Annotated in this window: 8 protein-coding genes; 1 reads left to right on the forward strand and 7 read right to left on the reverse strand. The window is 71.6% G+C overall.

The genetic code is table 11. The annotated features are described in order from the left end of the window. Positions 1 to 187 precede the first annotated feature (187 nt). Complete coding sequence (locus tag OG936_RS38975; RefSeq protein WP_331755339.1) at positions 188 to 703, forward strand: carboxymuconolactone decarboxylase family protein; 516 nt, start codon at positions 188 to 190, stop codon at positions 701 to 703. Positions 704 to 733: 30 nt separating this feature from the next. Here OG936_RS38975 and OG936_RS38980 read toward each other — a convergent pair whose 3' ends face one another. From OG936_RS38980 to OG936_RS39010, 7 genes are all read right to left on the reverse strand, one after another. After that, a complete protein-coding gene (locus tag OG936_RS38980) occupies positions 734 to 1,774 on the reverse strand; it encodes a carboxymuconolactone decarboxylase family protein (protein WP_331755340.1) in 1,041 nt (346 codons plus the stop codon). Positions 1,775 to 1,796: 22 nt separating this feature from the next. Next, positions 1,797 to 2,096, reverse strand: coding sequence for a hypothetical protein (locus tag OG936_RS38985; protein WP_406500854.1), 300 nt, complete (start codon positions 2,094 to 2,096; stop codon positions 1,797 to 1,799). Positions 2,097 to 2,296: 200 nt separating this feature from the next. After that, the gene (locus OG936_RS38990) at positions 2,297 to 3,646 is read right to left on the reverse strand and encodes a cytochrome P450 (RefSeq protein ID WP_331755341.1); all 1,350 of its coding nucleotides are present in this window, start codon (positions 3,644 to 3,646) and stop codon (positions 2,297 to 2,299) included. Beyond that, positions 3,643 to 4,191, reverse strand: a complete 549-nt coding sequence (gene sgcE6, locus OG936_RS38995) for an NADH-dependent FAD reductase SgcE6 (protein ID WP_331755342.1) — start codon at positions 4,189 to 4,191, stop codon at positions 3,643 to 3,645. The genes OG936_RS38990 and sgcE6 overlap by 4 nt, the downstream gene beginning before the upstream one ends. 130 nt (positions 4,192 to 4,321) lie before the next feature. Continuing rightward, a complete protein-coding gene (locus OG936_RS39000; protein ID WP_331755343.1) occupies positions 4,322 to 10,138 on the reverse strand; it encodes a type I polyketide synthase in 5,817 nt (1,938 codons plus the stop codon). After that, entirely contained in the window at positions 10,135 to 11,241 is a 1,107-nt protein-coding gene (locus OG936_RS39005; protein WP_406500855.1) for an enediyne biosynthesis protein, read from the reverse strand. The genes OG936_RS39000 and OG936_RS39005 overlap by 4 nt, the downstream gene beginning before the upstream one ends. Positions 11,242 to 11,243: 2 nt before the next feature. Further along, positions 11,244 to 13,172, reverse strand: a complete 1,929-nt coding sequence (locus OG936_RS39010) for a CRTAC1 family protein (protein WP_331755345.1) — start codon at positions 13,170 to 13,172, stop codon at positions 11,244 to 11,246. Positions 13,173 to 13,178: the final 6 nt, after the last annotated feature.

Here is a 13,178-nt window from a genome sequence, read left to right on the forward strand (position 1 = left end):
AGGCTCGCGCGCGTGGGGGCTTCTTCCTCCGTGCTCTTCACGAGGGCCGGTTCGCGGACGCCCGCGTGCTGCCGAGCGGCTCGGCGTCGCGCTTTTGGTGTGCGATACGCCGGCCGCCCCGGCCCTCGCCGAGCAGATGCGCCGCCCTCACCGGCCGCCCGTCTCCCCCTTTCGTGGAGGAAGAGCCATGCCCCATATTGCACTGGATAACGACCTCCCCGGAATCAGCGGCCTGACGGCCCACTGTCCCGACACCGCCGCGCCGCTGGGTGACCTCGCGAACGTTCTGCTGCGGGCGCCGTCCTCGCTCAGCCCGGGGGAGGGTGAGCTCATCGCGGCGTATGTCTCGCAGCTCAACGGCACCGAGTTCTGCTCCTCCTCGCACGGGGCCTTCGCTGCCGCGCAGCTGGCGGGAGGGCAGGAGCTGGTCGGGGCCGTCCTGGCCGACCCCGGCACCGCACCGGTCAGCGGCCGACTGCGCGCGCTGTTTCTCCAGCCCGCCGCCATGGGGATGCTGCCCGGCCTGCGTGCCGCCACCGACCCCGGCGCGCGGGGCGGCGGGTACTACGGGCCGCTCGGCGCGACCGAGACACGGGGCTCACCCGGACTCGTCAGTCCCGGCAGGGCCGCCCGCGACCCGGAGGTCCGGCGCCGCCTGTGGGAGGAGTCCGAACGCCTCACCGGCGTCCGCCACCCCTTCTGACCCCGCGACCCACCCGTACCGGGGCCGGTTTCACGCCGGCCCGGCCCGGCGGGGTACGCAGATCCGGCCGCCGATCCGCACGGCGGTGGTAAGGGCGGCGTAGGACGTGAGCTCGATGAGTTCACGGTCGGTGGGGAACCGGCTCCTGAAGGCCGCAACATCCTCCGGGAGGGTCTGGTGCGGCGCGAATGCGGTCAGCAGTGCGAGCCGGGCGGCCGGCACGTCCTCGGCCGGCAGCGCCGACACGGCCTCATCGAGCCACCCCCGGCCCAGCCCCGGGGCGGACCCGTCCCACCGGTCGAGGCGCGAGCGTAACCGCTCCCGTACCGGTTCCGGCACCCAGCGCGCCCCCTGGTCCACGGCGGCGAAGGCCCGCCCGAAGGCCTCGGCCACGGAAGGACTGCCCTGTGCCCACTCCAGTCCGGGGGGCAGGGGCGCCGGGGGCAGCAGGCCGAGCGAGCCGCCCGGCGCCAGCGGGCCCGGGGCGACGGGACGCATGGCCAGGGCGGTGGTGCGCATGATGGGTCCACGCAGGGGCGTCGGCGTCCGGGCGGGCATGGGGGAGTCGGCCAGGAAGAGGGTCACCATGCGGTTGATGTAGTGGAACGTCACCACGACGCCGCAGAGTTCCGGCGCCTGTGCGTCCGTGAACGGGAGCGGGGCAGCGCTCCCGGCGGAGTCTCCCGGGTCGTGCCGTCCGGTCGCCCTGGCCCACTCGGCGATCCGGGAGACCGTCCCCTCCGGCGGCAGCGTCCCCAGGACCGCCTGGTGCACACCGACGCAGTACGGGCAGTCATTGGCGCGTGAGACCTCGGTGGCGACCGTCTCCTTCACCGCGCGGCTCACCAGGCCGTCGGCGAGCAGGGTCTCACGCAGCATCAGCCAGGTCGCCGCCAGCGATGCGGCAGCCGGCGAGTGGAGGGCCACGGGCGGTGCGAGCACCCCGAAGTCACGCTCCGTGCGGCGATACACCTGCGCCACCAGGCCCCGGGCACGGCGCGGGGCGATCACATCCACGTACCGCACCTGCCGCAGGGAGCCCCGCAGCACGGCCCGCACGAGCGGCCTCATCGCCACTCCTCCCTCTCCTGTTTCACGCGGGTTCCCTTCCCCGGAGACCACTCGTCCCCGGTATGTCCTGCCCGGCCCGTGAAGGGCGCCCCGGCCCACCGGCCGGGCCCCGCGCCCCCGTTCCCGGAGTTTCGGCGCGGTCCCTCGGCGCGATGCCGCCGGGAGCGAACCCCAGCTGCTCCATCAGCAGACGGACCAGCGCGGTGGCCGTCTCCTGAGCGGTGGACGCGTTGTACGCGCCGGGCGAAGCCGCCGCCGCGCCGAGGACCGTGCCGGCCGACGGCTCCGTGGTGGGTGCTGCTCCGGTCGACACCCGGGACAAGTGGTCGCTGTCGCTCGTGGGCTGCCTCCTCACAGGGGCGGGCCCCCGGTCCGTCCGGTCCGTTCGGTCCGTTCGGTCCGTCCGGTCCGTTCGGTCCGTTCGGTCCGTTCGGTCCGGCCGGTCCGGCCGGACTCGCGGCGGACGGGGCCGGACGCGAAGGGGCTTTCTCCTGCGGCCCGTTGGCCGTTCCCGCTCGTCCATCAGCCCGCCGCGCTCACCGTCATCGGCAGTCCGCCGCGCATCCGCAGCGACAGCATGGGCTCGGCGACCGCCCGGTGCCCGGGGACGGTGCGCAGGTCGAGGTCCCGGGTGACCAGCGCGGTCACGAACACCGCTTCCATCATGCCGAGGTTGCTGCCGACGCAGAAGCGCGGTCCCGCGCCGAAGGGAATATAGGCGTACCGGGGGCGGCTGGCCACCGCCTGCGGATCGAAGCGCTCGGGATCGAAGCGCTCGGGGTCCTCCCAGAGACGCGGATTGCGGTGCATGATGTACGGGCAGATCAGGACGTCGGCCTTGGCCGACACCGTGTATCCGCCGACCTCGTCCCGCTGCTGGGCTATCCGGGGCAGGACCCACACCGGCGGGTAGAGCCGCATGGCCTCCTGGACGACCATGGTCGTGTAGGTCAGCCGGTGCAGGTCGTTGACGTCCGGGAGACGTTCGCCCAGGACGCTCCTGGCCTCCTCGCGGACAGCGGCGCGGACCTCGGGATGACGCTCCAGCAGGTGCAGCGTCCAGCCGAGGGTACTGGCCGTCGTCTCGTGCCCCGCGAGCAGCAGGGTGACCAGCTCCTCCCGGAGCTGTCTGCGGACCTGCTGGGGCCGCCTGTTCCGCCGCCCGGCGGCCTCGATGATCCGGGACAGTGCGTCGTCGCCGGGCTCACCGTCGGTCATCCGCGCGCTGCGGTCGGCCACCAGCAGATCCGCCACCCGGTACAGCTCCCGGCGGGCCCGGCGGAAGCGGGCCTGCGCAGGCAGCGGGAGCCAGCTGGGCACCATGCCTTGGGAGACCATCTCCAGCATCGCCTGGTCCTGCACCTCTTCGAAGGCGGGCGCGAGGGTGTCCTGGGAGGCGAGGTCGGAGTCGAGCAGGGTGCGGCCGAGCACACCGAGGGTGAGTCCGGTGACCTCCTGAAGGACGTCGACCGGGCCACCCCCCTCATGGGCGCGCAGGAGGGCGACCAGTTTGGTGCCCTCCTGCGCGACGGCGTGCGCCTGCCGGTTGATGCGCCCCGGCTTGAACGCGGGCTGCACCGTCTGGCGCTGGGCCCGCCACACCTCGCCGTCGCTGGTCAGCAGGCCGTCGCCCAGGACCCGGCGGGACTGCACGAGGCCGATGCCCTTGTGGTAGTTGGTGCTGTTGTCGGCGAGGACGTGTTTGGCGTAGTCGGGCCGGTTGAAGATGTAGAGCTTCTTGGGCCCCATGGAGACCCGCACGGCGTCGCCCAGGGCGGCCGCGTCCTTCATCATCCCCAGGCGGTTCACCGCGAACTTCCTCAGCAGCCCCGGCAGGGCACTGACCGGCGGGCCCGGCGGGTCGATTCTCATGCCACCTTGCCTTCACTGTGTTCAGGGGCGAACCGCCGGAAGCGGCCCCCGGAGAACAGCAGGGCTTCACGGAACGGCCAGCGCACCGCCGAGAGCACCTCGCCGAGAAAGATCGTGTGGTCACCGCCTTCGTACAACTTCCTCTTCTCGCACTCCAGATGCGCCACGGCACCGGCGATCAGCGGTGAGCCGGACTTCGGTCCGGGCTGCCAGCCGACGGCGTCGAACTGGCCGGCTCCGACGGGACGCGAATGGTCGGCGAAGTGGCGTGCCACGGCCTCCTGGCCGACGTCGAGCACCGACACCGAGAACGTCTGCGAACGGTCCAGGCTGTCGTGCATCAGCGCGTCCTTGCCGACGCAGAAGAGCACCAGAGGCGGAGAGAGGGAGACGGAGACGAACGAGTTGGCCGTCATGCCCCGCGGGGAGTCCCCGCCGACGGTCACCACGGTGACCCCGGTGGGGAAGGCTCCGAATGCGCCCCGCAGTTGTTTTCGGTCCTCCAGGTCGACGAGCTCCATGGACGGAACAGTTGTCGGGCTCATGTCTGCCTCCCTGTCAGCGGCCGGGATCCGGCCGCGCAGGACGCCGACGCTCGTGCCGGCGCATCGGGGATCAGTGCGGGTACGGGGGCGGCGACCGGGAGCCGGCCCGTGCGGCGGCCCGTCCGGCCGGTCATGGCCGGGTCCTGGCGGCGCCCTGGGTGACGGTGCCGTCCGGGCCTTCGGCGAGGAAGGCGAACACCGCCGGTTCCAGGGCGTCGCGCAGCGCCGTGACGAAGGTGGCGATCCGCAGTCCGCCCACGGTGAGGACCACCCAGTTGTCCCTGGTCGGCGGAGCCAGTGTGAGGGGTGCCCCGGCCATCAGCCCGGCCTTCCTGAGACATTCGACGGCGCCCCACACACGCGTCGCCGCGGTGTCCGGGGCCTCGCCCGTCTCCTTGGCCACCAGAGCGGCCAGCTCGGCGTGCTCACCGAGCAGCCCCGCCCATTCGGTGGCGCTGCGTACGCAGACCGCCTCGATGTCGCAGGCCACGGTCTGCGCGGCGGAGACCCCGAGGGTCACGCCCAGGCCGTGGGCGGCCGAGATCCGGCGGTCGTCGGCGAGTTCGGGGCGTCCGTCGGGCCGGTAGCGCACTTCGGCGCTCTCGCCCAGTGCTCGCTGAACGGCCCGTGCGGTGGCCGCACGTCGCTCGTCCGTGGACTCCCCGGCGCCGGGCAGGTCCGGTTCGACGGCGATGTCGAGGTGGGTGCCGAGCACCTCCTCCAGAGTCCGCTCCAGGTAGGAGCCGAGCAGCGGGGCGACCCACGGCCCGGAGCCGTCCGTCTTGCGGACGGCATGCAGGGTGAGCCCCTCCCACCGTTCGACGACAGTGCCGTCGGGAGTGCGTACCGCGATGTCGTACACATAGGTGTCGCCGTCCCGGTGGCGCTCGGTGGCGCAGTAGCGCACCTCCTGCGGCAGATCGTCGTCGGCGGCCATCGGGTACAGCCGCTCGATGCCGGACGGCAGCAGGGTCGCGTCGGGGACGCACACCTGGTTGCCGTGCATCAGCGCGTCCCGCATCCCCGGATCGGCCAGCAGCAGGGTGCCCGGCAGGAAGCCGGCGAACCAGCCGGACGGCGCGGCGATCGCCACATCGGCGTCGACGTGCCGGGCGGCCGCCCGGTGGAAGCGGCGCAGCCGCTGGAAGCGCTCGCCCTGGAAGAGGACACCGCCGTACAGGTCGGCCGCCGGGTCCAGCGGGGCGGCCGGGACGTCCGGGCCGACCTGGGCCGGGGGCCCGTCCGGGATTCCGGCGCCGGAGTAGACCAGCCGGGCCCGGAAGTGTTCGGCGACGAAGCCGGTGTCCTCCGCGTGGATGGCCACATCCACCGTGTCGGTGTCGGTGACGGTGGCCGCGATCCGGATGCGGGTGGTCCCTGCGGGCGGCACCACGATGGGCCGCAGGAACTGCGCCCCCTCGATGACCGGTACGTCGCCGCGTCCGGTGACCGCGGACGCCACCTGGACCATGGCCTCCATACCGATCACCGCGGGCATCAGCAGGCTGTCGTCCAGGAGGTGGTCGGCGAGGTAGAGATCGGTACCGGCGTTCAGTTCGGCCTCGGTGACGAGTTCGACGCCGTGGTAGCGCACCAGCGGGGTCCCGGTGAACCGCAGCAACGGCATCGGCGGGAGGTCGCGGCGTACCGTTCCGATGCCTTCGGTACGTCCGCTGATCACCGTCACCACGGGGGCGTCCGGGTCCGAGATCAGCCGCAGCAAGATCCCGACGCCCTGGTCGGGCGAGACCGGGACGATGCCCTCGCGGGACAGGGACTCGACGACGGAGAGCTTCTCGCCCATGCCGATTCCGGACCACACGGACCATTCCATGCACAGGGCACGGCAGTCCGGATGGTCGCGGGCGACCTTCTCGGTGAGGTCGGCCAGCCATTCGTTGGCGGTGGCGTAGTGCGCCTCGCCGCGCAATCCGGCCCGGCCGATGATGCTGCCGAAGGTGACGAGGAGTTTCAGGTTCTCCTCGCCGACGGCGTCCAGGACGGTGCGCAGCCCGTCGACCTTGGGGGCAAACGTGGCGTGGAAGTCGTCCATACCGAGGCCGGTGAGGGAGGCGGGCTCGTTGCGGCCCGCCCCGTGGAGCACGGCGGTGACGGGGCCGAGCGCGGCGGTGAGTTCGGCGACGGCCGCGGCGACGCGTACCGGGTCGGTGACGTCGGCAGCGGCGTAACGCACCGTCGCCCCGCTGTCCGCCATCCGCCGCAGGTTCGCGGCGAGGTCCTCGTCCAGGGCCGGGTCCGACCGGCCGAGGACAGCCAGCTTGACGCCGGTCTGCCGGGCCACAGCCAGGGCGCACTCGGCGGTGATGCCCTTGCCTCCGCCGGTGACGAGCAGGACGTCGGAGTCCTCCAGGACCTGCTCGGTACGCCCGGCGCGGACCGGCAGGGCGCGCAGTACCGGGACGCGGCGGGTGCCGTCCGCGGCGAGATGGACCTCGCTGAAGCGGGTGGTCGCCGCGACCTCGGCCGCCACCCGCTCCGCGGCGCCGTCGGCCACCGGGGTGTGGACGACGGTGGTCCGCAGGTGGGGTGCCTCCAGGTGAAGGGTCTTGGCCAGACCGGCCGCGCCCCGGCCGTGCTGCACCAGGACGAAGCGGCGTTCGCGGTCGCCTGCGAGTGCGGCCCTGGCACCGTTCAACGCGTGTTCGATCTGCTCCCGGGCGCAGGCGGGCGGCAGACAGACCAGCACCCCGGACCCCACCGCGGCGTTCTCCAGGGCGCTTCGCACTTCCTGGGCGAAGGGATGGTCCTGGGCGGTGAACAGCTCCCAGGACCCGTTGCCCCCGCCCAGTACGGGGGCGGGCAGCGGGACCTCGTCGAGGTCGACGGCGAAGGGGCGGGCCCACGCGGCGGCGCCCGCCACGACGGGTGCGGGGGCGGCGGCGCCGTCGCCCGTCTCGGCGAGCGTGGTGAGCGCCTCGGCCAGTTCGACCATCGTCGCGGTGGCGAAGTTGGTCGGTACGTGGGCGGCGGTGAGGCCGAGCTGGACGGCGGCCTGATTGACGATCTGGCCGACCGTGATCGAGCTCATGTGCAGGTCGTCCAGGAGACTGCTGTTCTCGTCGACCAGTTCGGGCGGCAGTTCCGCCCGTTCGGCGACCAGGGCGCGCAGCACGTCGAGCGCCGACTCCCCGGCCGAGCCGCCGGCCTGTGCGGTGACGCCGTCGCCGGCGTCCTCGGTCCGGGGGCCGCGCGTGGCGGGCAGGGCGACATCGGGCGCCTGCTCGCAGGGGTTGGCCAGGAAACTGAACTCGGCGCCGACCGCCAGCGGCCGGGTCAGCCGGTCGTTGAAGAGCCGCTCGTGGATGAGCGGGGCACCCAGCACATAGGCGGCGCCGACGACCTGGAGCAGTCCGCGCAGGGACTCGTCGTCGGTGTTGAGGGCGACAGCCGGTACGTCGGCGGTGGCTGCCGCCATGCCGGCGAGTACCCGGCCGGGGCCGACCTCGACGAACAGGTCGACATGGGGTGCGGCCGACCGTACCGCCTGGGTGAACAGCACCGGGTCGGTGATCTGCCGCCGCAGCAGCTTGGACAGGTCGGTTTCGCTCTCCAGTTCCCCGCCGGTGACGGTGGAAACGACCCGGCGGTTCACCTCATCCAGGCGCACCCCGGCGAGCCAGTCGCCGAAGGCGTCGGCGGCCGGAGCGACCAGGGGCGAGTGGAAGGCGTGCGAGACCGCGAGGCCGGTGCAGGCGACACCGGCTCGTCCGGCCCGTTCGGTGACAGCGGCGATGGCGTCGACGGTTCCGGCGACGACGGTCTGCCGGGGGCCGTTGTAACCGGAGATGACGACGGGCAGCTCTTCGATGAGCTCCCCGGCCTGCTCGGGGGTGGTGGCCAGCGAGGCCATGGTGCCCGAGGCGCTGTGCTCGGCCATGGCCGCTCCCCGGACCCGGGCCGCCTCCAGCAGGGTGGTGGAGTCCAGGGCGCCCGCCCAGTGCAGGGCGGAGAGTTCGCCGAGGCTGTGGCCGACGGCGATGTCGGCCTCGATGCCGAGCGCGTCCAGGACGCGCAGTCCGACGGTGGAGCCGGTGACGATGCGGGGCTGGGCCACGTCGGTGGCGACCATGTCGCCGGTGGTGGGCAGCTCGGCCCGCCGGTACACGTCGGCGGCCTCGGTGAAGCGGCGGGCGAGCGCGCCGCCGCCGGTCGAGGTGCCCGAGCCCTGGCCCGGGAAGAGGAAGCCGATGCGGGCGGCGTCCCTCGCCCGGCCGAGGAAGGAACGGCCGTCGGGGGAGAGCGTGATGCTCTCGTCCGTGTCCGGCGCCTCGGCCAGCCGTCGCAGCCGCAGTTCGGCGTCCTCCGGTGAGGTGACGACGGCGGCCGCCCGATAGGGGAGTTCGCGCAGTTCGCGCTGGAGGGTGGCGGCCAGGTCGGCGAGCTGGGCGTAGGAGACCTTGGCGGCGAAGTCGGCGACCTGGGTGAGGCGTTCCTTGAGCGCCTGCGGTGATGCGGCGTCCAGGAGCAGCAGTTCGGCGTCCTGGAGCGAGTTGGCCAGGGTGGTGGCGCGGCGGCTGGTGGTCCGGCGCCCTGCGGGGGCGGTCCTGTCGAGGACGACATGGGTGTTGATCCCGCCGAATCCCATGGCGGTGATCCCCGCGCGCAGCGGTGTGTTGCTGGGCCAGGCCTCCGCCTTGCGCAGTACCCGCAAGTTGGCCGACTCGTCGGTGAGCAGCTCGTGCGGGTCGACGCAGCCGATGGCGGGTGGCAGCATCGCGGCGTCCAGGGCCATCGTGGCCTTGATCAGTCCGGCGATTCCGGCGGCGGCCTTGGTGTGGCCGATCATGCCCTTGATGGAGCTGATGACGGCGGTGGGGGCGTGGGGGGCGGCCTGGGCACGGGCGCCCATGATCGCCCTGAGCTCGGTCGCGTCGCCGACGGCGGTGCCGGTGCCGTGGCCCTCGAAGAGCGGGACGGTGTCGATGCCGAAGCCGGCCCGTTCGTAGGCGCGGGCCATGGCGAGCTGGTAGCCGCTGACCTCGGGGCGGGTGATGCCGCCCTGTCCGTCGGAGGAGATGCCCCAGCCGGCGATCGAGGCGTAGATACGGTGTCCGGCGGCGAGGGCGTCCTCCTCGCGCATCAGGACGACCATGCCGCAGCCCTCGCCGGGCCAGAAGCCGTTGGAGCCCCGGTCGTAGAGCCGCATCTCCTTCCTGGCGAGCGCTCCGGTCTTGGCGAAGCCGATGATCTCGAAGGGGTCGATGGACAGGTCGACGCCTCCGGCGACGGCGACGTCGAGGTCCCCGTTCAGCAGGGAGGTGGAGGCGGTGGTGACCGACAGGAGCGAGGAGGAGCACGCGCCGTCGACGGTGTAGCCGCCGCCGTTGAGGTCGAAGTGGTTGCAGATCCGGCCGGCGATGGTGTTGGAGAGACCTCCCGCAAGGGTGTCCTCGTCGACGGGCGGGAACGGCTTCTTGTAGGCCTCCTCCACTTCCTGAAGGAACGGGCCTAGGCGGTCGTCGTCCCAGTCCTGCCCCTTGAGGGCGTCGGCGAGCACCCGGCGCACGTAGGGCCAGCGCAGGCGCATCCCGTTGGCGCGGGAGAACTCGCCGGTCAGGGTGTTGCCGACGACGACGCCGGTACGTTCCCGGGGCAGGCCCTCCCCGGCCGGGAAGCCGGCGTCCGCCAGGGCCCGGGTGACCGTGTCCAGCGCGAGCCAGTGGGTGAGGTCGGTGGAGCGGTAGGTGCTGCCCGCGATCCGGTGGGCGATGCGGTCGAACTCCCACCCTTCCAGGACGGCGGCAGTACGGGCGTAGAACGTGTCGGGGACCGTGGGGTCCGGGTTCCAGTAATCGTCCAGGCGCATCCGGACGTCGGGCAGCCGGCGGAAGGCCCGCCGCCCGGCAACCGCGTTCTCCCACAGTTCGCCGGGGGTGGTGGCATCGGGGTACGTGCAGGCGATCCCGACGATGGCGATCCTGTTCATACGGGCATCGCCGCCTTCTTCTCCTTCGCCGCCCGCTTGGCCGCGCACTTTCCGTGGAAGCAGGTGCCGTCCTGGCACTGGTTGCCCGAGGACGCGGTGCCCTCGGGGACCGGTGCGACGGCGGGCAGCTGGGCCGGGACCGCGGCGAGCTGTTCGGCCGGGTCGGCCTCGGCCGCCCGCTCTTCCCGGGCCTGCGTCTCACGCTGCTTGGCGAGGAAGTGGAGGCCCCACAGGTAGCCGCCGCGGATGAGGCACACCAGGGCGGTGGCGAAGAAGATGCCGTACGCAATGCCGAGCCCGGTCAGCAGTCCGTACATCGCCGCGACGCCGCCGCCGAAGGCGATCTGGGAGGACCGCTTGGAGGGCGAGGTACCGGGGTCGGTGACCATGTAGTTCGTGAAGAGGATGAAGGCCGTCCCGGTCATCATGCCCAGCGCCGAAGGGATGGCGGTTCCCATGACGAGGCCGCGGATGACGGCCTGGAGCGCGAAGCCGACCAACCAGGCGGCGATCAGCCACATACGGCCCGTCAGTTTGGCGTTCAGCATGGTGCCGAGGACCAGGATGACCGCGGGGAGGACCCAGTCGGCGGGGCCGTGCAGGTACTCCGTGAAGTGGTAGGGCGGGGCGATGCTGGCCCACGGGAAGAGCAGCAGGATCACCGTGATGCCGAAGTTCGACGGGTTCATGTAGTGCCGCATGCGGCCCTTGAGCGGGGCGCGGAGCACCCACTTGGTGCCGACGGCGACGATGACGCCGAAGACCATGACCCACACGCGGTCGTTGACGTACGTGAGCATGTTGACGGCGAGGCCGGTGATGTGCGCGGGGAAAAGGAATTCCACCATGCCCTTGAACCCGCCGTTCGCGAAGCGGGGTGCGCGCTTCTCACCGCGGGCGCTGACGGCCTCCAGCGCGATCTCCACCACGTAGGCGGTCAGGACCGCGATGAATGGCCACAGCCAGGGCTGTTCGAAGCCGAGGACGGTGTATCCGAGGATGTTGAGGACGGAGATCGAGATCGCGAACCGGCGGAGTGCGGTGACGACCTTCACGTCGTGCCGGGGCGCGGTGGCCCCCGGCGTTGCGGTTGCGGCAGACACGGTCACTTCTCCTTGGCATCGGCACCGAGCTGGAGCGAGTGCCAGCCGGGAATCAACTGGAGGTCCTGGTTGCGCACCTGTCCGGTGCGGTCACGCCAGGTCAGATGGGTCTGCACCGGCCCCTCGACCTCTCGGCCGAGTCCGATGTGCACGTCCTGGCTGCGCTTGCCGGAGTGGCCGCTGCCGCCGTCGACGCGGCCCAGGCGGGTGCTGCCGTCGGAAAGGGTCACGGCGACCTGCGCGCCGATCACGGGCGAACCAGCCGCGTCGGTGAGGTTGAGCCCCAGGAAGCCGCCGGTGTTCGGGCTCACGTTGTGGTGGAAGACGGGGTCCTCCCACTGGCGGGCGACGACCATGTCGAGGCACCCGTCACCGTCGGCGTCGCCGGTGGCGATGCCCCGGCTGGGCACGGGCACGGCCATGCCGAGCTGCTCGGACAGGTCGCTGTAAGCCTTGCCGTCCTTGTTCTTCACGAAGAAGCGCATGTGCTGGTTGCCGGCGAGGTCGTCGCCCTCCTTCACGTTGGGCCAGAAGTAGGGGTGCTTGACCAGCTCGTCGTTGGCGGTGGCGAGTTCCTGGAGCTGTGCCCAGCGGTTGCGTTTGCCCTTGACGAAGCCGACGGCCTGGGCGATCTCCTGGACGCCGTCGTTGTCGAAGTCGCCCATCTTCACGTCCCAGCCCCATCCGGACCAGGCGAGGTTGAGCGGGGCGCTCTCGTCCTTGTAAGGGGCGACGCCGTCCCGGAACCGGGACCGCAGCCCCGCCTTGTCCTTGGCCGTCGCGATGAAGGCGAAGTTCGACTCCTGGATACCGAACGACGTGGTGATGTTGGAGACGAACGCGTCGTACATGCCGTCGTTGTCCAGGTCGGCGAAGTCGATGCCCATGCCCTTGAAGGAGGTGCGGCCGATCTCCTTGGACTTGGGGATGGTCGCGGTGTGCTCGGCCTTGACCTCGCGGAACTTGAATTTTCCGGGCGTCGACTCGTTGTGGAGGAGCGCGGAGGTCCCGAAGTCGTGTCCGAGGTACAGCTCGGGAAGCTGGTCGCCGTCCAGGTCGGTGGCGGAGGCCGCGAGCGTCCAGCCCCGGTCGAGGCCCTTGGGCAGGACGCCCTCCACCTGTTCGTAGCCGGTGGGCGTCCAGCGGAAGAAGTGGCCGCCGCCGCCGTTCTGGGCGTGTGACAGCGAGTCGTTCATCGTCACCCCGCCGTCCACGGTGTCGTCCAGGACGGGGCTGTCGGGGAAGTAGTTGCCGATGTAGATGTCGTTGTGCCCGTCGCCGTCGAAGTCGGCGACGGCCGCGGCGTTGGAGTTCCACAGCGGCCCGGTGTAGGTGCTGCCGCCGTTGCCCGGGACCAGCTCGACGGGCTCGAAGCGCTCCGCGGTCATCGGCAGCGGGTCCTGCCCGGTCCCCTTCTTCGCCTGGAAGATGACCGGGGTGCGTCCCCAGTAGTAGACGAGGAGGTCGGTCAGGCCGTCCTCATTGAAGTCGCCGGGGACACAGCCGATCGGAGCCATGCTGTCGCTCATGGGCAGCGGCGACGGGGCGAGCACGAACGGGGCGTACGACGGACTCGGCCGTCCGGGCACCGGCGCGGGTGTGATCACGACCTGGTCGATCTGCGGGTCGGTGATGCACAGGTCGTTGGGCAGCCCGTCGCCGTTGATGTCGCTCATGGCGACGCCCGCGCCCACCGAGGAGATCCATGCCTCGATGTGCTTGTAGGCCTTGTTCACCTTGCGTACGCTCTGCCGTTTGTATCCCCCCGGCATGGCTATCGCCATCGGCTCGAATGTGAAATTCTTCGCCAGTTCAGCCTTTTCGGAGGCGCTGGATTCGCTCGGATTCACCGCGTAGAAAGTGCCGACCATGAGGATGAGTGCGATGACTCCGGGGGCCTGATTCCGCAGCCAGGAAATGGGGTGTGTCATGCCAGC

The organism is Streptomyces sp. NBC_00846 (assembly GCF_045207325.1).
Taxonomy (GTDB): Bacteria; Actinomycetota; Actinomycetes; order Streptomycetales; family Streptomycetaceae; genus Streptomyces.